Annotated in this window: 19 protein-coding genes; 10 read left to right on the plus strand and 9 right to left on the minus strand. The window is 62.2% G+C overall.

What is annotated here, in order from left to right; translation table 11 throughout:
* Window positions 1–72 precede the first annotated feature (72 nt).
* Complete coding sequence (gene parC / locus ABH945_RS14995; RefSeq protein WP_429250990.1) at window positions 73–2,397, plus strand: DNA topoisomerase IV subunit A; 2,325 nt, start codon at window positions 73–75, stop codon at window positions 2,395–2,397.
* Window positions 2,398–2,713: 316 nt separating this feature from the next.
* Complete coding sequence (locus ABH945_RS15000; RefSeq protein ID WP_074763414.1) at window positions 2,714–3,172, plus strand: CopD family protein; 459 nt, start codon at window positions 2,714–2,716, stop codon at window positions 3,170–3,172.
* Between the two features lie 31 nt (window positions 3,173–3,203).
* Here ABH945_RS15000 and ABH945_RS15005 read toward each other — a convergent pair whose 3' ends face one another.
* The 6 genes from ABH945_RS15005 to ABH945_RS15030 form a co-directional block, all read right to left on the minus strand.
* Complete coding sequence (locus ABH945_RS15005) at window positions 3,204–4,412, minus strand: chromate transporter (protein ID WP_429250991.1); 1,209 nt, start codon at window positions 4,410–4,412, stop codon at window positions 3,204–3,206.
* Between the two features lie 176 nt (window positions 4,413–4,588).
* Window positions 4,589–6,943 (minus strand): bifunctional diguanylate cyclase/phosphodiesterase, encoded by a 2,355-nt coding sequence (locus tag ABH945_RS15010; RefSeq protein WP_074763416.1) that lies wholly within the window; start codon window positions 6,941–6,943, stop codon window positions 4,589–4,591.
* A 418-nt stretch (window positions 6,944–7,361) separates the two neighbouring features.
* Window positions 7,362–8,264 (minus strand): PhzF family phenazine biosynthesis protein, encoded by a 903-nt coding sequence (locus ABH945_RS15015; protein WP_429250992.1) that lies wholly within the window; start codon window positions 8,262–8,264, stop codon window positions 7,362–7,364.
* A 215-nt stretch (window positions 8,265–8,479) separates the two neighbouring features.
* The gene (locus tag ABH945_RS15020) at window positions 8,480–8,944 is read right to left on the minus strand and encodes a RidA family protein (RefSeq protein ID WP_074763418.1); all 465 of its coding nucleotides are present in this window, start codon (window positions 8,942–8,944) and stop codon (window positions 8,480–8,482) included.
* Between the two features lie 77 nt (window positions 8,945–9,021).
* Entirely contained in the window at window positions 9,022–10,218 is a 1,197-nt protein-coding gene (locus tag ABH945_RS15025; protein WP_074763419.1) for a PLP-dependent aminotransferase family protein, read from the minus strand.
* A 76-nt stretch (window positions 10,219–10,294) separates the two neighbouring features.
* A complete protein-coding gene (locus tag ABH945_RS15030) occupies window positions 10,295–11,005 on the minus strand; it encodes a VOC family protein (RefSeq protein ID WP_429250993.1) in 711 nt (236 codons plus the stop codon).
* Window positions 11,006–11,280: 275 nt separating this feature from the next.
* Here ABH945_RS15030 and ABH945_RS15035 point away from each other — a divergent pair, with 275 nt between their 5' ends.
* Together ABH945_RS15035 and htpG are read left to right on the plus strand one after the other, a co-directional pair.
* The gene (locus ABH945_RS15035) at window positions 11,281–12,735 is read left to right on the plus strand and encodes a PLP-dependent aminotransferase family protein (RefSeq protein ID WP_074763421.1); all 1,455 of its coding nucleotides are present in this window, start codon (window positions 11,281–11,283) and stop codon (window positions 12,733–12,735) included.
* A 203-nt stretch (window positions 12,736–12,938) separates the two neighbouring features.
* Window positions 12,939–14,837: a molecular chaperone HtpG gene (gene htpG / locus ABH945_RS15040; protein ID WP_074763422.1), complete on the plus strand. Its 1,899-nt coding sequence runs from the start codon at window positions 12,939–12,941 to the stop codon at window positions 14,835–14,837.
* Between the two features lie 161 nt (window positions 14,838–14,998).
* Here the strand turns inward: htpG and ABH945_RS15045 are convergent, their stop codons facing one another.
* Window positions 14,999–15,271 carry a hypothetical protein gene (locus ABH945_RS15045; RefSeq protein WP_143026223.1) on the minus strand — a complete coding sequence of 91 codons (273 nt, stop codon included), beginning with the start codon at window positions 15,269–15,271 and terminating at the stop codon, window positions 14,999–15,001.
* A 147-nt stretch (window positions 15,272–15,418) separates the two neighbouring features.
* A complete protein-coding gene (locus ABH945_RS15050; protein ID WP_074763424.1) occupies window positions 15,419–15,925 on the minus strand; it encodes an OmpA family protein in 507 nt (168 codons plus the stop codon).
* Between the two features lie 273 nt (window positions 15,926–16,198).
* Between ABH945_RS15050 and ABH945_RS15055 the strand changes: the two genes are divergently transcribed.
* From ABH945_RS15055 to ABH945_RS15080, 6 genes are all read left to right on the plus strand, one after another.
* On the plus strand, window positions 16,199–16,900 hold the full coding sequence (locus ABH945_RS15055) for a chorismate--pyruvate lyase family protein (RefSeq protein WP_429250994.1): 702 nt from the start codon (window positions 16,199–16,201) through the stop codon (window positions 16,898–16,900).
* Entirely contained in the window at window positions 16,900–17,376 is a 477-nt protein-coding gene (locus tag ABH945_RS15060) for a DNA-deoxyinosine glycosylase (RefSeq protein WP_429250995.1), read from the plus strand. Before ABH945_RS15055 ends, ABH945_RS15060 begins: the two co-directional genes overlap by 1 nt.
* Window positions 17,377–17,600: 224 nt before the next feature.
* The gene (locus tag ABH945_RS15065) at window positions 17,601–18,548 is read left to right on the plus strand and encodes a spermidine synthase (protein ID WP_074763427.1); all 948 of its coding nucleotides are present in this window, start codon (window positions 17,601–17,603) and stop codon (window positions 18,546–18,548) included.
* Window positions 18,549–18,888: 340 nt separating this feature from the next.
* Window positions 18,889–19,134 (plus strand): DUF3311 domain-containing protein, encoded by a 246-nt coding sequence (locus ABH945_RS15070; RefSeq protein WP_074763428.1) that lies wholly within the window; start codon window positions 18,889–18,891, stop codon window positions 19,132–19,134.
* Window positions 19,134–20,684 carry a monocarboxylate uptake permease MctP gene (gene mctP / locus ABH945_RS15075; RefSeq protein ID WP_074763429.1) on the plus strand — a complete coding sequence of 517 codons (1,551 nt, stop codon included), beginning with the start codon at window positions 19,134–19,136 and terminating at the stop codon, window positions 20,682–20,684. Before ABH945_RS15070 ends, mctP begins: the two co-directional genes overlap by 1 nt.
* Window positions 20,685–20,952: 268 nt before the next feature.
* On the plus strand, window positions 20,953–22,077 hold the full coding sequence (locus ABH945_RS15080) for an FUSC family protein (RefSeq protein ID WP_074763430.1): 1,125 nt from the start codon (window positions 20,953–20,955) through the stop codon (window positions 22,075–22,077).
* Here the strand turns inward: ABH945_RS15080 and ABH945_RS15085 are convergent.
* Window positions 22,074–22,502 (minus strand): VOC family protein, encoded by a 429-nt coding sequence (locus ABH945_RS15085; RefSeq protein ID WP_429250996.1) that lies wholly within the window; start codon window positions 22,500–22,502, stop codon window positions 22,074–22,076. The two genes, ABH945_RS15080 and ABH945_RS15085, sit on opposite strands and share 4 nt — an antisense overlap.
* Between the last annotated feature and the right edge of the window lie 289 nt (window positions 22,503–22,791).

Here is a 22,791-nt window from a genome sequence, read left to right on the forward strand (position 1 = left end):
CGGGCCTCGAAGCCCGCTCCTCGCGCTCAAATTCGAACCAGACTTCAAGCCAAACACGGATACGGAATCTAGATGGACGACGATAACTCTCTCGACCTTTTCAACGAACCGCCGCCGCCGGAAGGCGACTTCCTGACGCTCGGCAACTACGCGGAACGCGCGTACCTCGAATACGCGGTCAGCGTGGTCAAGGGCCGCGCGTTGCCGGACGTGTGCGACGGCCAGAAGCCGGTGCAGCGCCGCATCCTGTTCGCGATGAACGAGATGGGCCTCGCCGACAACGCGAAGCCGGTCAAGTCGGCGCGCGTGGTCGGCGACGTGCTCGGTAAATATCACCCGCACGGCGACCAGTCGGCGTACGACGCACTGGTGCGTCTCGCGCAAGACTTTTCGATGCGCTATCCGCTGATCGACGGCCAGGGCAATTTCGGCTCGCGCGACGGCGACGGCGCGGCGGCGATGCGGTACACGGAAGCGCGTCTCACGCCGATCGCAAAACTGCTGCTCGATGAAATCAACCAGGGCACGGTCGATTTCATGCCGAACTACGACGGCTCGTTCGAGGAGCCAAAGACGCTGCCCGCGCGTCTGCCGTTCGTTTTGCTGAACGGCGCATCGGGTATCGCGGTGGGCCTGGCGACGGAAATCCCGTCGCACAATCTGCGCGAAGTCGCGGCTGCGGCGGTTGCGTTGATCCGCAATCCGAAGCTGTCGCACGCGGAGTTGATGCAGTACGTACCGGGTCCGGATTTCCCGGGCGGCGGTCAGATCATTTCGAGCGAAGCCGAAATTTCGGCGGCGTACGAAGCCGGCCGTGGCAGCCTGAAGGTGCGTGCGCGCTGGAAAATCGAAGACCTCGCGCGTGGCCAGTGGCAACTGGTGATCACCGAACTGCCGCCGAACACGGCCGCGCAGAAGGTCCTCGAAGAAATCGAAGAGCAGACCAATCCGAAGATCAAGCTCGGCAAGAAGACGCTCACGCCCGAACAGTTGCAGACCAAGCAGACCATGCTCGGTCTGCTCGACGCCGTGCGCGACGAGTCCGGCAAGGACGCGCCGGTGCGCCTCGTGTTCGAGCCGAAGTCGAGCCGTATCGATCAGACCGAGTTTGTGACCTCGCTGCTCGCGCATACGAGCCTGGAGTCGAACGCATCGCTGAACATGGTGATGGTCGGCGGCGATGGGCGGCCGCGTCAGAAGGGCTTGAGCGAGATCCTCAACGAGTGGATCGCGTTCCGCTTCGCGACGGTTACGCGTCGCACGCGTCATCGTCTGTCGAAGGTGGACGACCGGATTCATATTCTCGAAGGCCGGATGATCGTCTTTTTGAATATCGACGAAGTCATCCGCATCATTCGCGAATCCGATGAACCGAAGGTCGCGTTGATGGCCGCGTTCGGTTTGTCCGATCGTCAGGCCGAGGACATTCTTGAAATCAGGCTGCGTCAGTTGGCGCGGCTCGAAAAGATCAAGATCGAGAAGGAACTGTCCGAACTGCGCGACGAGAAAGCCAAGCTCGAAGACCTGCTCGGCAGCGAATCGGCGATGAAGCGTCTGCTCATCAAGGAAATCGAAGGCGATGCGAAACAATATGGCGACGAGCGCCGTACGCTGATCCAGCAGGAAAAGCGCGCAACGTTCGAAGCGCGCGTGGTCGACGAACCGGTCACGGTGGTGGTGTCGCAGAAGGGCTGGGTGCGCGCGTTGAAGGGCCACGGTCTGGATACGGCGGGCTTCACGTTCAAGGCTGGCGACGGGCTGTACGCGGCATTCCAGTGCCGTACGCCGGACACGCTGGTCGCGTGGGGCAGCAACGGGCGGGTCTATTCGGTCGCGGTGGCGTTGCTGCCGGGCGGTCGTGGCGACGGCGTGCCGGTCACGTCGCTGATCGAACTGGAGTCGGGCAGCCACCTGATGCATTACTACGCAGCGTCCGCCGATCAGGCGTTGCTGCTGGCGTCGAGCAACGGCTTCGGCTTTATCGCGAAGGTTGGCGATATGGTCAGCCGCGTGAAGGCGGGCAAGTCCTTCATGACGATCGACTCCGGCGCCGCGCCGCTCGCGCCGATGCCGATGCTGCCGGACGCGACGCAAATTGCATGTCTGTCGTCGGGCGGACGTCTGCTGGTGTTCGGTCTCGACGAGATGAAGACGTTGTCGGGCGGCGGACGCGGCGTCACGCTCATGGCGCTCGACGACAACGAAACGCTCGCGCAGGCACTGGCTATCAATCAGGCGGGCGTCGTGTTGATCGGCACGCGTCGCGGTGGTCGCGTGGACGAAGAGAAGCTCACCAGCGCCGCGCTCGCGCCGCATGTCGGCAAGCGTGCACGCAAGGGGCGTACGCCGGAGAGCAAGATGAAGCTCGACGGGATGCGTCCGGTCCTGGCGAATTGACAAAGCTTGACGTGAAGCACGGCGGGCGTCTGCTAGCATGCGGGGCGCTTGCCGGGCTGATGGTTTTGGGGCAAAGGTCATTGCCATTGCCGTTATCTTTGCCATTACGCTGCATCGGCATGCAATAAAAAGCGTGTAGAAAATACGGGGAGCAGCGCTGCAACATCGGGGCGCGCTGCAATAACAATTAAAGAATCCACTGGAAAGCCATGGGCACCCGGAACTGCCGGCACAGCGCGCGGTCGAACGCGCTCAAAGCCGCTGTTAATATCAATCGTCCAAGGCGGTTGTGGTGTCGTCGGGAGAGGAAAACAACATGAATAAAGCTATCGAACTCGCGCTCTTTCTCCATCTGCTCGCGGTTGCAGTGTGGGTAGGTGGGATGATCTTCGCGCACTTCTGCCTGCGCCCGGCGATTGCCGATCTCTCGCCGCAATTACGCCTGCCTTTGTGGGAATCAGTGTTTGGGCGCTTCTTCAACTGGGTTGCCGCCGCGGTTCTGATCATCCTGTTGAGCGGCGGTTTCCTGCTGATGCAATTCGGCGGCGGTCACGCCACTTGGCCGTTGCATGCAATGGCCGGCCTCGGCATCGTGATGATGCTGATTTTCGGGCACATCCGTTTCGCCGTTTTCCCGCGTATTCGTCGAGCAGTGCAGGCGCAAAAGTGGCCGGACGGTGCGCAGGCGGTCGGCACGATCCGGCGTCTGGTGCTGATCAATATCGTGCTCGGCGTGGTGACGATCGGCGTCGCAGTGCTGTCGCGTGGGTTCTGAGATTTATGTTTGAATCGGCGCGTTGTTTTGCTCAAGGCAGCGTGCCGAACGTGAACCACAAACCGCATACCACCGCGACCGTCGCATAGACCGCGTACACCGGCACCTTCAGCTTCGCGAAGCACATGCCGGAAAACATCGCGGTCACCAGATAGACCGGTTTGAAGGGCACGTGTGCGGCAATCCGCAACACGGCCACGGCGAGAAACGCGGTCGTGACCGCGCGCAAAATCCGCATGCCGTGCTCGAAGCGCGGATTCGTCTTCAACTGATGCAGATGCCGTTGCGCCAGCACGACCAGGCAGCCCGACGGCACGAACAACGCGAGCGTTGCAATCAGCGCGCCCACCCAGCCGTCCACCAGATAGCCGAAGAACGGCACCACATTCAACAGCGGTCCCGGCGATAACGGCGACAGCGAAAACGCCAGCGTGAAGTCGTTATCCGATACGCCGATTGCCGGCGTGACGAATAGCGTCTTCAGCACCGGCAGCGCTGAAAATCCGCCGCCGAACAATGTCATGCCGGCTCCCGCGAGACGCGGCCACAGCAACGCGAGGTCATAGCGATGCGGCAGCGGCAGCGCGAACACTATCAACAACATGCACAGCGCCGCGAGCATCTGCCAGTCGCCGCGTTTGAGCGACACGACAAGGCGTGCATGGCGAATCGGACTGACCACCCAGCCCGCGCCGAATGCCGCGCCGAGCATCGCGACATAAGCGGCCGGACTGCGCGCATAGAAAAGCGCCACGCAACCGAGCAGCGCGGCGAGCCATTCGAGTTTGCCGCGCACCAGCGTGCGCGTCTGCTTGTACCAGGTGACGGCAATCAACGTGGCCAGTACGACACTGAAGTGATTGAGCAATGTTTGCGACGCGGCGGCGCGCACGAGCGGCGTGCGGTAGAAGATCGCGAACAGCGTCATCAACGTGAAAAAGGGCAGCACGCTCGCAATGCCCGCGACCCACGCGCCGGCGCGTCCGCGCAGCGCGTGCCCGAGCTGCACGGCGACGTTGCATCCGACCGGGCCGGGCACCATCCATGCAAGCGCGATCAGATCCGAGAACACGACGCGCGACAGGCGTCCCTCGCGTTCGACATAGTGGTGTTCGAGTTGCGCCATCAGCGCAAGGCCGCCCCACGACAACGCGGACAAACCGAGCACGACGCGAAATAGCGTCCATAGCGGCTCCCGTTCACCTCGTTTCGCGGCATCCTGGCTCGTGATCGTCTGCATGGCGTCACGGGAGCCCGGCACGCGGGCGGCCCGCCCTTTGGGATCATCGTCGTGTGACGCAAGATGGTCGCATCGCTGGCGGCCGGCATCACGCTGTCAACCTTACAGCGTGAATGTAGCCGGTTTTATGACGCAGCGGTACAGAACGAAAATGACCGAAAAGAGAGGCTGGGTGCTCAGCTATTGGTGCTGGATACGCTGCTCGTATTGTCGGTTTCCTGGGCGGCCGACTGGCCAGTCATCCCGCATACACCGAAGCGTTCGAGCAGTGCCGGAATCGCCTCGACCGGGACCGGACGAGAGAAAAGGAAACCTTGCGCCTCGATATGGCCGAGCGCGGCGAGCCACGCAATCTGCTCTTCGGTCTCGGTGCCTTCGACCACCACCGTGAGCCCGAGCGAGCGCGCCAGATTGACGATTGCCGTCACCATCACGCAGACGCTGCGGTCGCCGGGAATCGCCTGGACGAACGAACGGTCCACCTTCAGCGTATCGACCGAAAAGCGGTTCAGATAGGACAGCGATGAATAGCCGGTGCCAAAATCGTCGAGCGCGATTCGCACGCCGAGGCGTTTCAGCGCGAAGATTTTCTCGGAGACGAGTTCCGGGTATTCCATCATCGCCGTCTCGGTGATTTCGAGTTCCAGGCGGCGCGCGGAGATGCCGGTTTCCTCGATGGCGCGCGACACGGTCGAATACAGGTCGCCGCGCCAGAACTGCACCGCCGAAATATTCACCGCCAGCGACAGCGTGTCGTAGCCCTGCTGCTGCCACAGCGCAAGTTGCTGACACGCGGTCTCGATCACGAAGTCGCCGATCGGCACGATCAGCCCGGTCGATTCGGCAACCGGAATGAACTCGTTCGCCGGAATTAACCCGTGTTGCGGATGATTCCATCTGGCCAGCGCTTCGAAGCCGGTAATGCAACGACGCGTCAAATCGATCTTCGGTTGATACGCGAGAAACAGTTGCCCTTCGTTGAGCGCGACACGCAACTGCTGCTCCCAGCGCATCAGATGATCCGCTCGGTGCGACAGTTGCGGTGAATAGAACTGGTAGCAGTTCTTGCCGGCGTCTTTCGCGCTGTACATCGCGAGGTCGGCCTTTTTCAGCAGGTCGATTTCGCTTTCGTTCGCGACCGAGTAGAGCGCGATGCCGATACTCGCATGCAGCACGAACGAACTGCCGCGTACTTCGAATGCGGTGGCGAAGGCTTCCGCCGCCGCTTCGGCCAGCGTGACCGCGCGCTTCTCGACGTCGTCGCCTTTGATCACGACGACGAACTCGTCGCCGCCGATGCGACTCAACGCGCCTTGCTCGCCGACCGCGCTGGCGAGCCGGGACGCGGTCATTTGCAGCACGATGTCACCGGCGTTGTGGCCGAGCGTGTCGTTGACGGTCTTGAAGTTGTCGAGGTCGATGAAGAGGATCGCGAGGCGGCCCAGGTTGGCCGGTTGCGCCACGTCGTGCCGCAGCGTTTGCAGCGTCGCGTAACGGTTGCGCAAGCCCGTGAGCAGATCGTATTCGACCAGGTGCGTCATCTCGCGCTCGCGGCCGAGCAGCTTGCCGATCAAACCCGTGGCGACCGCGAAGAAGCTCAGCATGGCGAGTGAGATGAAACCCGCCATCAGCAGATAGACGTCGCGCGTGTGGTTGTAGTCGGCGAATTCTTCGGCTTGCGAAAGACCCACCAGCACGCCGAGCGGATAACCGTCGATATGCCGGTACGACACGATGCGCGTGACGTTGTCGATCGAATCGACGTAGGTGCCCGACACGTGTTCCGAGGTCGGATAGGTGCCGCTCGCCGTGAACACGCCGTTCGCGCTTTCGGCGCCGCCGGTGCGCCGCGCGAGCACGGTGCCGTTGTCCGAGATCACCGCGATGACGCCGTCATGGCCGATCGCCGCGTTGTTGTAGAAGTCGCTGGTGAAATAGCTGGGGTCTTCGGACACCACCACGACGCCCGCGAACGAGCCGTCCGGGTGATTCAGACGACGCGTCATCTGCAAGGTCCAGTGGCCGGAAATGCGGCCGAGCACGGGCTTGCTGATATATAGCTGATCGTCGTTCTCGTGTTCGTGGACCTTGAAGTGCTCGCGGTCGGACAGGTCGATATGTTTCGGATTGAGATCGGTCGTGTTGGAGATCAGCGTGCCGTGTTCGTCGATCAGCGATACCTGCACCAGCGTCTCGCTTTGCACGACGCCTTTTTCGACCGTGCTCGCGAGATCGAAATGATCCGGCGTTTTCTCGAACTCGTATTTGACGAAGCGGGTGATCTGGTCGACCTGGTGAATCGCCTTGATCGTGTGCTGCTCCAGCGCCGCAGAAAGAATGGCAGAAGACGCCATTGCTTCACGATAAGTGGCTTCTTTTTCGACCGACAGACGCGCGAAGATCACGGTCCAAAGCAGGATCAGGACCAGTACGCCGAGCGCGGGAATGACAAGCAAAGCCCGTCTGCGCGATACGGCCGGATCGCGGCGAGGTTTGGCTTCGCGCTGCTCGGAGAAGCGTGATTGACTCATCGGGAGGCCCGTGCCTGGGTGCCGGCCGGTTGCAAACGCGCTAGCAACGACTGCGCTGGTTTCATGGATGGCTGCATCGTGACCGGGGTGCCGGAACTGCTGAGCAGGAGGAGTGGCGCCGTGGCTGACCGTCCATAGGTCATAGGGTACGTTTCGATCTTACTTAATGACGCTGGATTAAGGAAGCGTCCGCGCATCGGGTATACGCGGGCGCAACAAACCATCCCGTTCGGCTGGGTTCACAACAGCGCGACAGGTCTTGATGCGGCAAACCCGACAGTCGTTTCAAGTGTTTCATCGGTTCAGTGTTAAGGGGTGCCAGGTCTGTCGCGGGTCTCTTGCAATGCGCGACGCATCAATCGTCAATTGTTAAAACGCAATGTTGAAACACGGGCCGATACGATTCAGGCTGTCTCGCTTACGGCAGCCGTATCGTGCCGTCGACAATCGTCACCGACGCGCCGCCGATCCACGTCTTGTCGCGTGCGTCGTCGTAATGCACGGAAACCTGGCCTGCGCGTCCGAGTGCCGTTCCCTGACGCGCGGTGTAGTGCGTGCCGGGGCGTCGCTGTTGCATGCTCAGAAGGCCGGCGAGCGCAGCATTGGCACTGCCGGTAACGGGGTCTTCACCAATACCGAAACCGCCCCCCGCCATCAGGCAACGCACTTCGAAAGTCGCGGGGCCGTCGGCGTCGTGCGGGCCGTAGACGGCGAGCCCGTGGGTGTCGACGGAGTGAACGATGTCGGCGAGCGCCGCGGAATCGGGGTCGAGTGCGAGGCAATCGCGCGCGGAATTGACGCGCACGACGAGCCACGGTGCACCATTGTCGACCGCGCAGGGGGGCGCGCTGAAATCGATTGCGTCGCTACGTAAAGCCTTAGACAGCGCCGCGTAACGTTCTTCGGCCAACGGCGTGACTCGCGCAGGCGGCGCGGCGAAGGCCCATGCGTGATTCGCGGCATCGGCGGAATCGGTGAGCGCTTCCAGTTCAATGAGACCTTTCGCGCATTGCTGGACCAGCTTGCCTGCCTGCTTCGGCTGATACCCGCTTTCGAGCAACGCATGCGCTGTACCCAGCGTCGGATGACCCGCGAAAGGCAATTCACCGTGCGTCGTGAAAATGCGTACGCGATAGTCGGCGGCCGGATCGGTCGGCTTCAACAGAAAGGTCGTCTCGGACAAATTGGTCCAATGCGCGATGGCTTGCATCTGTTCGGCATCGAGCGAGTCGGCGTCGAATACGACGGCGAGCGGATTGCCCTTGAAGGGCACCGACGTGAACACGTCGACCTGTTTGAAGCGAACGATGTGGGCGGGCATGGCGCGGTCCAGCGAATCAGACGGTGAATAGATTCGCGGATTCTATCTGCTGGGACGTGAACAGACCACCTCGTCACAAAAGCAAAACGCGTCGCGGGTGACTGACACCACGCGACGCGTTCTGAAGGATTGCCGGGCAAGCCGTCAGCTTATGCTGGCCGCATTGCCTTCGTGGCTTTCATTAGGCGAACTTCTGATCCCGTTTCTGACTCGATTTAAGCGACTTCCGCGATCATCTCAATTTCGACGCACGCGCCGAGCGGAATCTGCGCGACGCCGAATGCCGAGCGAGCGTGCTTGCCTTGCTCGCCGAACACATCGGCAACCAGTTCGGACGCGCCGTTGGTGACCAGATGCTGCTCGGTGAAGTCCGGTGTCGAGTTGACGAGGCTCATCAGCTTGACGATGCGCGTGACGCGGTTCAGGTCGCCCACATGCGCGTGCAGCGTGGCGAGCAGGTCGATGGCGATGGAGCGTGCCGCGACTTTGCCTTCTTCGGTAGTCAGCGTGGCGCCGAGCTTGCCGGCCCAGACCTTGCCGTCTTTCTTCGCGATGTGGCCCGACAGGTACACCGTGTTGCCGCTTTGCGCGCTCATCACATACGCGGCTGCCGGCGCACCGGCGACGGGCAGTTCGATGCCCAGTTCCTTGAGCTTGTCGTAAACGTTCGTGTTAGCCATGTTGCGTCCTTGATCGGTAAAGGGTTCGTTCGGTTTCGTTCGGGCGAAGGGCGATGCTTAAGCGTGTAAAAACACGCTTAAACCTTCGCGCGGATCAGCGCGGCGATACGCGACACGCCTTCGTCGATCTTCGCCGGGGGCACCGTGACGAACGACAGGCGCAGCGTGTTGTTCTGCGCTTTATCGGCGAAGAAAGGCGCGCCCGGCACGAACGCGACATTCTGCGCGACGGCTTCTTCGAGCAGCTTCATGGTGTCGATCTGCGCGGGCAGCGTGACCCAGATGAACATGCCGCCTTCCGGCCGGTTCCAGCTCACGCCTTCGGGCATATAGCGTTCGAGCGACGCCAGCATTGCCTGGCATTGATCGCGGTACAACTCGCGGATGGTCGGCACGTGCGTGTCGAGGAAGCCGTCCTTGATCACTTCGTGCACGATGCGCTGCGTGAAGCTCGGCGTGTGCAGATCGGTGGCCTGCTTGGCCTGCACGAGTTTGAAGATCAATTCTTCCGGCGCGATGATGAAGCCCACGCGCAAGCCGGGCGCGAGCACCTTCGAGAACGAGCCGAGGTAGACGATATGATCCGGCGCCATCGACAGCATCGTCGGCAGCGGTTCGCCCGCGTAGTCGAGCGCGCCGTACGGATCGTCTTCGATCACCGGGAACGGTGCGGTCTTCGCGAATTCGGCGAGCGCCATGCGGCGTTCGAGCGGCAGACGGCGGCCGGTCGGATTCTGGAAGTTCGGCTGCGAGTACAGGAGGCGCGCGTCGGCGGTCAGTTCGGGCGTCAATGCCGACGGGATCAGACCTTGTTCGTCGGTGGCCACCTGCACGTACTTCGGCTCGTACATCGAGAACGATTGCAGCGCGCCGAGGTAGGTCGGCGTTTCGACCAGCACCGGGCTGTCCGGGTTGACCAGCACCTTGCCGAGCAGGTCGAGCGCCTGTTGCGAACCGGTGGTGATCAGCACCTGGGTCGGGCGAATCTGCGCACCATTGACCGAATAGCGCTGCGCAATCCACTCGCGCAGCGGCGCATAGCCTTCGGTTGCGCTGTATTGCAGCGCTGCGGCGGGCGTGTCGCGCAGGATGCGGTCGGCGGCTTCGCGCATGCGTTCAGCGGGGAAGGTGGCCGGTGAGGGCAGGCCGCCCGCGAACGAAATGACTTCGGGCCGTTCCGTGACCTTCAGAATCTCGCGAATCGCGGAGCTGGTGAGTTTGCGTGCGCGTTCGGAAAATTGCCACGTGGGGGCTTTCAAGTCGCTTTGGTCCATGCTCTCCTCTGCTGGTATCTCTGGAACCGGTCAAAACTGCAATTATCGCGCGAGTTGACGACCCGCGCGCGCTGTCTTATTTGAGGGTCCGTAGACCTTCGGGTGTTTCGAATTCGGCGACGAGCGCTGGAGCGCCGTCGGTGGGCTGCAAATCGAGCAGGTGAGCGGCGCCGAGCCACTCGAGTTGCATCCCGATCAGGTCGGCTTGCGGATGCGAGCCTTTCAATGCTTTCAGCGCAATGCCCGTTTCCGGCAATGCCGTCGACGGATGCCGCAGCGAGTCCCACTGGATCAGCGAAGGCAGGATTCCGTCGCCGGCGCCTTGCCACGCGGGGAAAGCGCCGTCGTCGGGGACCGATAGGCCCCAGGTGAAATCGCCGCGCGTCATCGGCACGACCGGCGCAATGCGCTGCGGATACTGCGTTTGCCACGTCGTCAGCTGCTTCGGCCGCTCGACCCGCGCGACCCAATGCGACAGGTACGGTCCTCGTTCCAGCCTGGCGTGCGTTGCCGGGTCGTCCAGCGCGAACAGGCGGGGACGGGGTTGGTCCGCCTTAGTCGCGCCACTTGCCGCGCCATTTGACGACGAAGCCTCCGGATCGATCGCGATCACTTCCAGATACACGCCGCCCCACAGATTCAGCAGGCGGTTGTAGGTGCGCATCAGCGGATGCGAGCCACCGCCCGCCGGTGCGACGCCAAGCGTATCGGCGACGTACTGCGTGCCCTCATCGAGAGTGCGGGCGGAAACCACGAGGTGATCGAGGCGAAGCAGATGAGCGGTCATGACTGAGCGAGGAAACGGTTTTCTGCGGAAATCCGGTGCGCGCCAGATGTAGCGGCAGCGCTGCCGGGGCCGTAAGCATAACCGTTTGCCGGATCGGCGGGCCATGCGGATGGCATTGATCCGGGTTTGCCGGATCGTTCGCGGGAGCCCAAACCATTGTCCGGCCGGCATTTCCGCTGCATTGCCATCCTCTGTTGTCTCAAATGTAGCGGCGCGGACCTGCACAGTAACGGTACAATCGATTCGATACTATTCGGTACAGTTGGAGTCACGCCATGTCCGTCTCGCTTGCCCAGATTCCGGTTCCGCACGACACCACCTCGATGACGCTGGTCGAGCAACTCGTCCAGTGGGCGCGCCGCCGTATCGAGGAGCGCGTGTTCCGCCCCGGCATGCGCATGCCGTCGATCCGCAAGCTCGCGCTCGACAAGCACGTGTCGCGTTTCACGGTGGTCGAGGCGTATGAGCGGCTGGTCGCGCAAGGCTATCTGGAGTCGCGGCGCGGTTCCGGGTTTTATGTGCGCGAGCGGCTGGGCGGCTCGCCGGTGACGGAAATCCCGCGCGCGCCCGAGGCGGCGCCCGCGCCGACCACGATCGACGTCGTCTGGCTGCTGCGCAACATGCTGTACACCGGCGCGCGTCCCGAGCGCAGTCCGGGGCTGGGTTATCTGCCGCCGCGCTGGCTCGATGGCGATCTGATCACCAACGCGCTGCGCACGCTGGGACGGCAAAGCGGCGCGCAGATGCTCGGCATCGGCACGCCGCAAGGCTTTTTGCCGCTGCGCCAGCAATTGCAGACGCGGCTCGAAGAACTGGAAATCGGCGCATCGCCCGATCAGATCGTGATGGTGTCCGGCATCACGCAGGCCATCGATCTGATCTCGCGCATTTACGTGAAATCGGGCGACGCGGTGATCGTCGGCGATCCGGCGTGGTTCCAGATGTTCGGCCGTTTCGCGTCGCAAGGCGCGCGGCTGGTCGGCATGCCGTACACGCCCGACGGCCCGGACCTCGACGCGCTCGAATCGCTGGTGCAGACGTGGCGGCCGAAAATGCTGGTGATCAATTCGGTGCTGCAGAACCCGACCGGCACCTCGCTGACGGCGGCTCAGGCGTTTCGTATCCTGCGCCTTGCCGAGGCGTACGACTTCATTGTTGTCGAGGACGATATTTATGGCGACCTTTGTCCGCCCAGCGCACCCGGCACGCGCCTCGCAAGTCTCGACCAGCTCAAGCGCGTGATTTACCTCGGCAGCTTTTCAAAGACACTCGCGCCGAACCTGCGGGTCGGCTTCATCGCGGCCGCGCCCGAGGTGGCCACCGAGGTCAGCAATCAGAAGATGCTGGTCGGCATGACGAGCCCGGAACTCAACGAGCGCGTGCTGTACAAGATCCTGACCGAAGGGCATTACCGGCGGCATGTGGAGCGGGTGCGCGCACGGCTCGACAGCGTGCGGGAAAAATCGATCCGCATGCTGGAAAAGACCGGCATGAAGCTCTTCATGACGCCGACAGCCGGCATGTTTTTGTGGGCCGATACCGGCGTCGACGCTGGCGCACTGGCGGCAGCCGGGCACGAAGCCGGCTTCCTGCTGACGCCCGGCAGCCTGTTCTCGCCGCAACAATCGCCGACCACGTGGATGCGCTTCAACATCGCAAACTGCGGCGACCCTGAACTGGCGGCGTTTCTGAGCCGCTATATCGACAACGTCATCCGTCGCGCCTCTTGAAAACGTGTTGGATTGTCCCCAGTTAGGCGAACAATCCGGCGGCCCCGCGTGCTTTAGCGGCCGGCCAGCCGGCGGCGGGGCAGTCCGGCCGCCGCTGTCCGGCATGCGCGGTTGCGCAATCGCGTGCGGACAGCCAGCATCGAACGGCGCCTGAACACCACGCCTGACCTGAACCCTATTTGCAACAGAGAGGAAGTCCGACCATGGCACAAGAAACCATGAGCTTTCAGGCAGAAGTTAAGCAACTTCTGCAACTGATGATCCATTCGCTGTACAGCAACAAGGAAATTTTCCTGCGTGAGCTGATTTCCAACGCCTCCGACGCGGCCGACAAGCTGCGTTTCGAAGCGATCGAAAATAGCGCGCTGTACGAGAATGATCCGAATCTGCGGATTCGCGTGTCGTACGACAAGGCCGCGCGCACCATCACGCTCGACGACAACGGCATCGGCATGAGCCGAGACGAAGCGATCGCGAACCTCGGCACGATCGCGCGCTCGGGCACCAAGGAGTTCTTCGGCAAGCTCTCCGGCGACCAGCAGAAAGACGCAGCGCTGATCGGCCAGTTCGGCGTGGGCTTCTATTCGGGCTTTATCGTCGCCGACAAGATCACCGTCGAAACGCGCCGTGCCGGTTTGCCGGCCTCGGAAGGCGTGCGCTGGGAAAGCGCGGGTGAGGGCGACTTCGCGGTCGAGCAGATCGAGCGCGCCGCGCGCGGTACGACCATCACGCTGCACTTGCGCGCGGATGAGGATGAACTGCTGTCGTCGCATCGGCTGAAGTCGATTATTCAGAAGTACTCGGACCACGTCGCATTGCCGATCCTGATGCAAAAGGAAGAGTGGGACGCGGAAAAGAGCGAGATGGTCACGAAGGACGAAGACGAGACCGTCAACCAGGCCAGCGCGCTGTGGACCCGTTCGAAGAACGACATCACCGAAGAACAGTACAAGCAGTTCTATCAGCATCTCGCACACGATCATCAGGACCCGCTCACGTGGACGCATAACCGCGTCGAAGGCCGCAGCGAGTACACGCAACTGCTGTACGTGCCGACTCACGCTCCGTTCGACTTGTGGAACCGCGATCATCGCGGCGGCCTGAAGCTGTACGTGAAGCGTGTGTTCATCATGGACGACGCCGAGCAATTGCTGCCCACGTACCTGCGTTTCGTGAAGGGCGTGGTCGATTCGAGCGATCTGCCGCTGAACGTATCGCGCGAAATTTTGCAGGAAAGCCGCGACGTCAAGGCGATTCGCGAAGGCGTGACCAAGCGTTCGCTGTCGATGCTGGAGGAACTGGCGAACTCGGATAACGATGCCGACAAGGCGAAGTACGCCGGTTTCTGGACGGAATTCGGCCAGGTGCTGAAGGAAGGCATCGGCGAAGATCACGCCAATCGCGAGCGGATCGCGAAGCTGGTGCGCTTTGCGTCGACGCATACGGAAACGCCGGAGCAGAGCGTGTCGCTGGCCGACTACGTCGCGCGGATGAAGCCCGAGCAGTCGAAAATCTACTACGTCACCGCCGACACATGGCAGGCCGCGACCCACAGCCCGCATCTCGAAGTGTTCCGCAAGAAGGGCGTGGAAGTGCTGCTGCTGACCGATCGCGTCGACGAGTGGATGCTGTCGTTCCTGAACGAATTCGACGGCAAGCCGCTGCAAAGCGTGGCGCGCGGCGACCTCGATCTCGGCGCATTGAACGACGAGGAAAAGCAGGCGCAGGAAAAGGTCGGTGAAGAGTTCAAGCCGCTCGTCGAAAAGATGAAGGAAGCGCTGAAGGACAAGGCCAAGGACGTGCGTCTCACGTTCCGTCTGACCGATTCGCCGTCGTGTCTCGTCGCCGACGACAACGAAATGAGCGGCTACCTGCAGCGCATGCTGAAGGCTGCGGGTCAGCAGGCGCCGTCGGCCCACCCGATTCTCGAAGTGAATCCGGAACACGCGCTGTTGAAGGGCTTGCACACGGATAGCGCGAACTTCGACGACTGGTGTCACCTGCTGTTCGATCAGGCTTTGCTTGCCGAAGGCGGCGCGCTGGAAGATCCGGCGAGCTTCGTGAAGCGCACGAACGCGTTGTTGCTGGCGCGTGCGGGTTGAGTATCTGAGTGTTTGAGTGAGAGTGGGCGTCGCGGTAGTGACGCCTGTTGCTTGCGATAAAAAATGCGCTGCTTCGGCAGCGCATTTTTTTTGGCCTGACTCCTGGCTTCTGGCTGACTTTTGCCTGGCGAGACTCAAGCCAGCGCAGAAGCCGACATTACTCAGCGTGCGGCAGACGCTTGCCCCTGAACATGGCGAACTTGCGAAAGCACGCAGCCGGCGAGTTCCTTTGCCTCGTAGCAAGCGTTTTTGTCCGCCAGTATTTTCGCCGCGAGACTGCCGATTACCTTGCTGGTCTGCCTCGACGTGTGATGTTGCGCTAACGCAGACCCAGCCAATTCTTTTTCTTCACGCGAAGCGTCTGTACGCAGTAGAACAATGGCAGCGAGATGAGCAAGATGATCAGAGGTTTCTGGCAGATTATTTATATTCAAGCTGGGCTCCAAAGTTGTGTTGTCGAAATGTTTGGTGATTAAGTGCTGCTCTCAGTTACTTGAATTAAGTATGGTTAGCTAAATAAAATTTATCAAAAATGGACCTCTCGCCACGCGTTTCAGATTGCGCCGCGAACGGCTTGTGAGTTACTTTTTGCCCATCAATGTATCCACCGATTCACCGCGCACGATGATCTCCGTGCGACGGTTCAACGCGCGTCCTTCGGGCGTATCGTTGCTGGCGACCGGGTTGTTGTACGCGTTACCTTTGGTTCGTACCCGGTCGATCGCCACGCCTCGCTCTACGAGCGCATAACCCACCGAGGTCGCGCGCGCTTCGGACAGTTGCTGGTTGTATTCGAGCGTGCCGACGTTGTCGGTATAGCCCTCGACGACGATCGGCTTGCGGCTACGCTGTAGCAGCACCGCCGAGCGATTCACGACCGCCGTTGCGTCGCCACGCAGATCGGACTGGTTGAACTCGAACAACGCGGATTCGGGCAGCTTGACCGCGACACCTTCCGCGACAGACGCCACTTCGATACCCACCGCCTTGTTCAGCGAGGTCTCGGTATCGCGATTCAGCGGGGCCGCGCATCCGGCCATCAATACGGCCGATAAGGCGCACGCCGTTACGCTCAGGACTGTTCTCATGTTTTTTCTCCTTTTATTCGATCACGTGGCGAGCCACTCGATTGCGGGCGATCCGCCGGATTGGTCAAGCACGACGGTTTTATCGTGGGCCGGGCGGAGCGGGGAATCAGCGATATCTGAAAATGGCGTACGGATTGCGGAGGGCTAACGCGTGTAATTTGCGCATACCTCCCCGGTTGAAAATGCTGCCCGGAAGACGTGCTGGAAGGTTCGGAGCAGCCGATGACGCAGGCGGAAATTCCACAGGGAATCGCGCCGCTATAATCCGATACCATGTCTATCCGTTTCGATGCCGCCGACGCCCACTGGCGCGTTGCGCCCTTACCCGGCCTGAGTGCCGCCCAGAAAGACTGGCTGACTCGCGGCGGCTCACTAACCGCGCATTTGCGCGCGTTAGGCCCGGTCGCCGTGCGTGTCACACGCGAATGTGTGGCGCTCCCATGGGCCGACGAATGCGCCGCACTCGGCATTACGCCGCGCGCGCCTGTGTGGGTGCGCGAAGTGGTGTTGTCGGTCAATGGTGTGCCTTTCGTCGCCGCTCATAGCGTGACGCCGCATGCGGCGAGCGTTGGCGTTTGGCAGGCTACGCGGCGCTTGCGCACGCGTCCGCTCGCCGAGCTTCTGTATAGCGACAGCAGCGTCGCGCGTTCGGCTCTGGTGAGCCGCAAGGTAACTGCGCGGCATCCGTTATATCGGTTGGCTGCGTGTGAAATTGGCGACGTGTCGCCGCAGGTGTTGCTTGCGCGCCGCTCGGTTTTCGAACGACGCCGCGCACTGTTGATGGTGACCGAATGCATGTTGCCGGCGCTGTGGGCGCATCTGGCCGTGTCAAGTGAGCTGGGGCGCTCGCACGAAGGTGCTGCTTCGCCGGCGCACGCAGTGCATCCACGGGTGCGCGAACACGGTCGGTCGCTTGAGCACACGGCTTCGCGTGCGCATTCCGCGCCGCGCAGTTCCGACGGGCGAGGCCGCTGATGTTGCGTGGCTTTCCTCCCGTCGTCGCCGCAGATACACATACGCTGATTCTAGGCAGCTTCCCCGGTGAAGCTTCATTGGCGGCGACGCAGTACTACGCGCATCCGCGAAATCAGTTCTGGCGCCTGCTAGGAACAGTGCTGGGCGAACCGCAACTCGTCGAACTTGCGTACGAGGAGCGCTTGCGGCGCGTGCTGGCTCACGGCATCGGCGTGTGGGATGTGCTTGCCGCGTGTGAGCGCGAAGGTAGCCTCGATGCCGCGATCCGCAACGCAAGTCCCAACGATTTCGCGTCGCTTCGCGCGCACGCTCCGAAGCTCACGAAGGTTTGCTTCAACGGCAAGACAGCGGGGCGCTTTGCGCCCGTGATCGGCGCGGCGGGTTACGACACGCTGGTGCTGCCTTCGTCGAGTCCGGCAAATGCGATGCTTTCGTTTGAGCAGAAGCTGGTGCTGTGGCGGGGCATCATCGAGTGAGAGTGACGGCGCGTCTGTTCTAAGCGGATCTTGCGAGGAAAGGACTTATGGCGAATCTCTCGCCGTCAACCTGTACTTCAGTCGGAACGAATGACCGCACGTACCGGAACGTCAAAGCCGACGCGTTCGACTGCTCCACCTCCACCTCAAAACCCAGCCCCGCCCCCGTCGAATGCTATGCTCTCGTTCGACCAAAAATTGCGTTTCCAACGCGACATCCTCACATGACGAACTTGATCAAACGCGCTTCGGCCGAGGCGCGTGCCTTCCGTAGCCGCGACGCGGACAGCGTCGGCGGAAAACAGAAAACCGCTAAATCCGTGCAAAAGGCTGCGCAGAAACCGGCGCGCAACAGCAAACGCGCGTTGCACGACGACGATCTGCAAGACGCGCCGCAAATCGAAACGCCGCGCAAGCCGCGTTTTGCGCCGGTGACGTTCTCGGAAGAGGGCGGCGTGCGTTTCCTGCATTTCGGCACGGAATGGGTACAAGGGGCGATGCGTTTGCGCAAGCCCGATCACATCGAACTCGAATACGCGCAGCAGATGATGGCCTGGCTGCTGTTCATCGAAACGCCGAAGCGCATCGTCCAGCTCGGTCTGGGTGCGGCGGCGCTGACCAAGTTCGCGTACCGGTTCCTGCCGGATGCAAAGGTCGAGGCGGTCGAAGTGAATCCGGCCGTGGTGATCGCTGCTCACGCGATGTTCGGCCTGCCGCAGGACGACGCCCGTCTGACCGTGCACGAAATCGATGCATGGGACTTCGTCAACGACCGCGCGAATCACGGCACGATCGGCGCGTTGCAGATCGACGTCTATGACGCGACCGCGCGCGGCCCGGTGCTCGACAGCGTCGGCTTCTACCGCGCGGTGCGCGCATGTCTGACCGATGCGGGCGTGGTGACGGTGAATCTGTTCGGCGATCACCCGAGCTTCGTGCGCAACATGAAGCGTCTGAACGAAGCGTTCGACGGCCGCGTGGTCGCGCTGCCGGAAGTGCACGACGGCAACCGCATCGCGATTGCGTTCTCGGGACCGGCGCTCGACGTGCCGTTCAGCGCCCTGCAAACGCGCGCGAAGCTGATTGAAGCGGAACTCGGCCTGCCGGCGCGCAAGTGGATCAAGGGTCTGCAGGAATCGACGGGGCAGAACGGCGAGTCGTTCTCCGTCTGAATGTCTGATCGTCTGATTCCATGATCTCCGGCACTGCCGGGCAGCCTGCAACGGGCTGTCCGGCAGGCACCTCGCCGCTTTGCACCACCCTCCGCCGTATCCGCGCGACGCCTTCCAGGCGAGCTTCCCGCGCATCGAATTCCCCGCCTTCAACCGTCAACGAGCCTTGTCAAAAGCACGGTTTCGCCAAGGGTCGTCCCTGCTTGACCGCGCATTTGCGACTCCTATACTCTTTCGAAGCTTTCGGGGCGCCCGTGGCACCCGCGGGGCGGCCCTCAGTGTGGGATCCACCTCCCGTCGAACACGGGCCGACATTTCAATAATACGAAGAGGAGACGTCATGGCTCACGACGCCGACGCCAACAAGGCCAGCAAGCACTGGCTGTGGCTGCTGCTGTTGCCCTGGATTGCGATGATCTGGGTGCCGTCGTACAACAGGATCGAACCGCAACTGTTCGACTTCCCGTTCTTCTACTGGTACCAGCTTCTGTGGGTGCTGATCAGCGCCGTGATCACGGCGCTCGTGTACTTCAAGACCAAGACGCGTTCCCGTACCGACGGCCGCACGCAGGGAGGCGCACGATAATGAACGCCACCGCAACCTTTGTCTTCGTCCTCTTTTTTATCGGCGTCACGATTCTCGGTTTCGTCGCGGCCCACTGGCGGCGCGGCGACCTCGCGCATCTGGAAGAGTGGGGTCTGGGCGGCCGCCGCTTCGGCACGATCGTCACGTGGTTCCTGCTGGGCGGCGACCTGTACACGGCGTATACGTTTATTGCCGTGCCGGCGCTGGTGTTCGGCGCGGGCGCAACCGGTTTCTTCGCGCTGCCGTACACGATCCTGATCTATCCGTTCGCGTTCGTCGTGTTCCCGAAACTGTGGAGTATTGCGAAACGTCATGGCTACGTGACATCGGCGGACTTCGTGTCGGCACGCTATGGCAGCCGCATGCTCGCTCTGGCGATCGCGCTGACCGGCATCGTCGCGACCATGCCGTATATCGCGTTGCAACTGGTCGGGATCGAAGTGGTGATCGGCGCGCTGGGTTTCGACACCACGGGCTTCGTCGGCGATCTGCCGCTGATCATCGCGTTCGCGATTCTCGCGGCGTACACGTACACATCGGGCCTGCGCGCACCGGCGATGATCGCGGTGGTCAAGGACATCCTGATCTACGTGACGATCTTCGCGGCGATCATCGTGATTCCGCCGCAGCTGGGCGGCTTCGGTCACATTTTCGGCGTCGTGCCGCCGGCCAAACTGCTGCTGAAGTCGCCGGATGTGTCCAGCCTGAACGGCTATAGCGCGTACGCGACGCTGGCGGTCGGCTCGGCGCTCGCGCTGTTCCTGTATCCGCATTCGATCACGGCGGTGCTGTCGTCGAAATCGGGTAACACGATCCGCCGCAATATGGCGATGCTGCCGGCGTACTCGCTGGTGCTTGGCCTGCTCGCGCTGCTCGGCTTCATGGCGCTCGCGTCGGGCGTGAAGGACATGCCGGAATTCGCGCCGTACTTCAAGGCGTTCGGCCCGAACTTCGCGGTGCCCGCGCTGTTCCTGCACTTCTTCCCGTCGTGGTTCGTCGGCGTCGCGTTCGCAGCAATCGGGATCGGCGCGCTGGTGCCGGCGGCGATCATGTCGATTGCGGCCGCAAACCTGTACACGCGCAACGTGCACAAGGAGTTCATCAACCGCAACATGACGCACGAGCAGGAGACCAATGTCGCGAAGCTGGTGTCGCTGATCGTCAAGGTCGGCGCGGTCGCGTTCATTCTCGGTCTGCCGCTGACGTACGCGATCCAGTTGCAACTGCTCGGCGGCATCTGGATCATCCAGACGCTGCCGGCCATCGTGCTCGGTCTGTTCACGCGCGTGCTCGACTATCGCGGCCTGCTGATCGGCTGGGCGGTCGGCATTGCCACCGGCACGTGGATGGCGATTTCGCTGAAGCTGGCCAGCTCGATCTTCACGATTCACCTGTTCGGCATGGCGATTCCGGGCTATGCGGCGGTGTGGTCGCTGATCGTGAACCTGGTGGTGTCGGTCGTGGTGAGCCTGCTGGTGCGCGCATTCGGCATGAAGCGCGCCGAAGATCGCACGCGTCCGGAGGATTATCTGGACGTGGTCGAGGGCTGATCTTTATCGTCTGAGCCGATTCTGTTTGGCCAGCTGTTTGCGTTGCCCTGTTTGATCATGGCGCGCTGAAGATACAACGCGACACAACGCCCGCACGCGAAAGCGTGCGGGCGTTTGTTTTTGTCGATATGGAAGTCCACGCGCGGATTGCTTTACGTGTCGATCGCAACTGTCTATCTGGACGGCTCGGGCGTCGCAGCGTTTGTCTTTACCTCGCACTCCAGGGCACGATAGCGAAACCGTCCCTCACCGCGTCCGACGCGCCGCCATGGCCTCTGCCGATTCCCGCACCGTGATTCCACGCCGTTCGGCGCTCAGCCGGGCGGTCCGCGCGGTCACCTCGCCGTATTACCGCTATCGGCACGCGAAGGTGCTGCACAGCCTGCGCGTCGGTCTCGCCATGCTGTTTTCGATCCTGGCGACGACCGGCATCGATATTCCGCATGGCATCTGGTCGTCGGTGACGCTGCTGGTGGTGATCGGCGGCTTGCAGCATCACGGCAACATCCGCAAGAAAGCGGCCGAGCGCGCGGCCGGGACGCTGCTCGGCGCGACCATCGGGCTGGTGCTGATCGTGCAGCAGAATCTGATCGGCTCGCTGCCGCTCACTTATGTGCTGATGTCGATCGTCGCCGCGATCTGCGCGTGGTTCGCGATCGGGTCATCGGGCTATATCGGGCTGCTGACGGCCATCACGATGTGTATCGTCGCGGGTCACGGCGACAATCTGATCGACGTCGGCCTGTGGCGCACGCTGAACGTGCTGATTGGCATCGTGATCGCGCTGGCGTTTTCGTTCGCGCTGCCGCTGCACGCGACCTATTCCTGGCGCTACGGGCTCGCGGCGAATCTGCGCGAATGCGCGTCGGTCTACGCGCGGCTGATCGACGGCGGCACGATCAGCGAGGAAGAGCAGGTCAAACGCTTTCTGCTGATCAACAAGCGGCTGGTGCAATTGCGCTCGCTGATGCCGTCGGTGGCGAAGGAAATCGACGTGCCGCAGTCGAAGCTGGAGGAGATCCAGCGGCTGCATCGCTCGGTGTTGAGCGCGCTGGAATTGCTCGCGACCGGTCCGCTGATGCACGCCGACGCCGCCGCGCGCGCCGCGTATTCAGCGCAATGCGGCGTCGAAGTTCGTGCGGTGCGTGGCATTCTGCTGGCAATGGCGCGCGCACTGCGCTTCGGCCGCGTCACGCATTACAGCATTCCGGCTGCGTCGCCGCTCGCGCAGCATCACGCGGATCTCGCGTTGACGCTGCCGCCCGATCTGCAGGGGCCGTACTGGCTTGGGCAGCGGCTCGCGGAGCAGGTGGACCGGCTGCGCGCGCTGTTGCTGGAAACCGAGCCGAACTGGAACATCGAGCGGCATTCGCGGACTTTGCTTAAGGTTTAGGCGGGCGCGGAGTCAGGGCGCTCGGGTTCCGACACCATCCACATCAGCCCGAAGCGATCGACGAGCATGCCGAAGCCGGTGCTCCAGAAGGTCGGCTGAAGCGGCATGACGACCTGGCCGCCGTCGGCGAGCGCATCGAAATATTTTTTCGCGGATGCCGCGTCGTCGGCGGTGAGCGCCAGGCTGAAGCCGCTCATCCTGTCGTTCGGATCGCAATTGCCGTCGGACGCCATCCAGTTGGTCGAGCCCATCTGCACGCTCGCGTGCATGATTTTTTCTTCGAGACCGGGGCGCTGGTTCTGCGCGTCGGGCGGCGCGTCCTTGTAGCGCATCTTGAAGGTCACTTCGGCACCGAGCTTTGCGCTGTAATACTCGAGCGCCTCTTCACAACGGCCGTTGAAAAACACGTAAGGCTGAACGTACATGATCGTCTCCCGTTATTGGGTCAGCAGCGCCGGGCTCCTCGCCTGATGGCAGCGGGGAAGGGCGTGCAGACGATTGTAGTCGTCCGTTGTCGTGGGGATTGTGACGTTATTGCGTAGGATGGCGGGGGCAGAGGCTGGCGTCCACCGACTGTGCGGCAGAGGCAACTAACGGCTTTGGCGCAAGTGCCTGCGAACGGCGAGCGGGTTGGCGCAGACTTAGATAGTTCTTGCTGCGCTGTGCAGCGTCCGATCATTGCCTGAAACGGCAAGCGGCCCGGAACCATACAGT

This window comes from Paraburkholderia sp. GAS333 (genome assembly GCF_050435665.1).
In the GTDB taxonomy this organism is placed as follows: domain Bacteria; phylum Pseudomonadota; class Gammaproteobacteria; order Burkholderiales; family Burkholderiaceae; genus Paraburkholderia; species Paraburkholderia fungorum_A.

What these genes read in the sequence shown, in the direction of transcription:
- parC (WP_429250990.1), top strand. Translation starts at nt 73, where the DNA reads ATGGACGACGATAACTCTCTCGACCTTTTCAACGAACCGCCGCCGCCG.
- ABH945_RS15000 (WP_074763414.1), top strand. Translation starts at nt 2,714, where the DNA reads ATGAATAAAGCTATCGAACTCGCGCTCTTTCTCCATCTGCTCGCGGTT.
- ABH945_RS15005 (WP_429250991.1), bottom strand. Translation starts at nt 4,412, where the DNA reads ATGCAGACGATCACGAGCCAGGATGCCGCGAAACGAGGTGAACGGGAG.
- ABH945_RS15010 (WP_074763416.1), bottom strand. Translation starts at nt 6,943, where the DNA reads ATGAGTCAATCACGCTTCTCCGAGCAGCGCGAAGCCAAACCTCGCCGC.
- ABH945_RS15015 (WP_429250992.1), bottom strand. Translation starts at nt 8,264, where the DNA reads ATGCCCGCCCACATCGTTCGCTTCAAACAGGTCGACGTGTTCACGTCG.
- ABH945_RS15020 (WP_074763418.1), bottom strand. Translation starts at nt 8,944, where the DNA reads ATGGCTAACACGAACGTTTACGACAAGCTCAAGGAACTGGGCATCGAA.
- ABH945_RS15025 (WP_074763419.1), bottom strand. Translation starts at nt 10,218, where the DNA reads ATGGACCAAAGCGACTTGAAAGCCCCCACGTGGCAATTTTCCGAACGC.
- ABH945_RS15030 (WP_429250993.1), bottom strand. Translation starts at nt 11,005, where the DNA reads ATGACCGCTCATCTGCTTCGCCTCGATCACCTCGTGGTTTCCGCCCGC.
- ABH945_RS15035 (WP_074763421.1), top strand. Translation starts at nt 11,281, where the DNA reads ATGTCCGTCTCGCTTGCCCAGATTCCGGTTCCGCACGACACCACCTCG.
- htpG (WP_074763422.1), top strand. Translation starts at nt 12,939, where the DNA reads ATGGCACAAGAAACCATGAGCTTTCAGGCAGAAGTTAAGCAACTTCTG.
- ABH945_RS15050 (WP_074763424.1), bottom strand. Translation starts at nt 15,925, where the DNA reads ATGAGAACAGTCCTGAGCGTAACGGCGTGCGCCTTATCGGCCGTATTG.
- ABH945_RS15055 (WP_429250994.1), top strand. Translation starts at nt 16,199, where the DNA reads ATGTCTATCCGTTTCGATGCCGCCGACGCCCACTGGCGCGTTGCGCCC.
- ABH945_RS15060 (WP_429250995.1), top strand. Translation starts at nt 16,900, where the DNA reads ATGTTGCGTGGCTTTCCTCCCGTCGTCGCCGCAGATACACATACGCTG.
- ABH945_RS15065 (WP_074763427.1), top strand. Translation starts at nt 17,601, where the DNA reads ATGACGAACTTGATCAAACGCGCTTCGGCCGAGGCGCGTGCCTTCCGT.
- ABH945_RS15070 (WP_074763428.1), top strand. Translation starts at nt 18,889, where the DNA reads ATGGCTCACGACGCCGACGCCAACAAGGCCAGCAAGCACTGGCTGTGG.
- mctP (WP_074763429.1), top strand. Translation starts at nt 19,134, where the DNA reads ATGAACGCCACCGCAACCTTTGTCTTCGTCCTCTTTTTTATCGGCGTC.
- ABH945_RS15080 (WP_074763430.1), top strand. Translation starts at nt 20,953, where the DNA reads ATGGCCTCTGCCGATTCCCGCACCGTGATTCCACGCCGTTCGGCGCTC.
- ABH945_RS15085 (WP_429250996.1), bottom strand. Translation starts at nt 22,502, where the DNA reads ATGTACGTTCAGCCTTACGTGTTTTTCAACGGCCGTTGTGAAGAGGCG.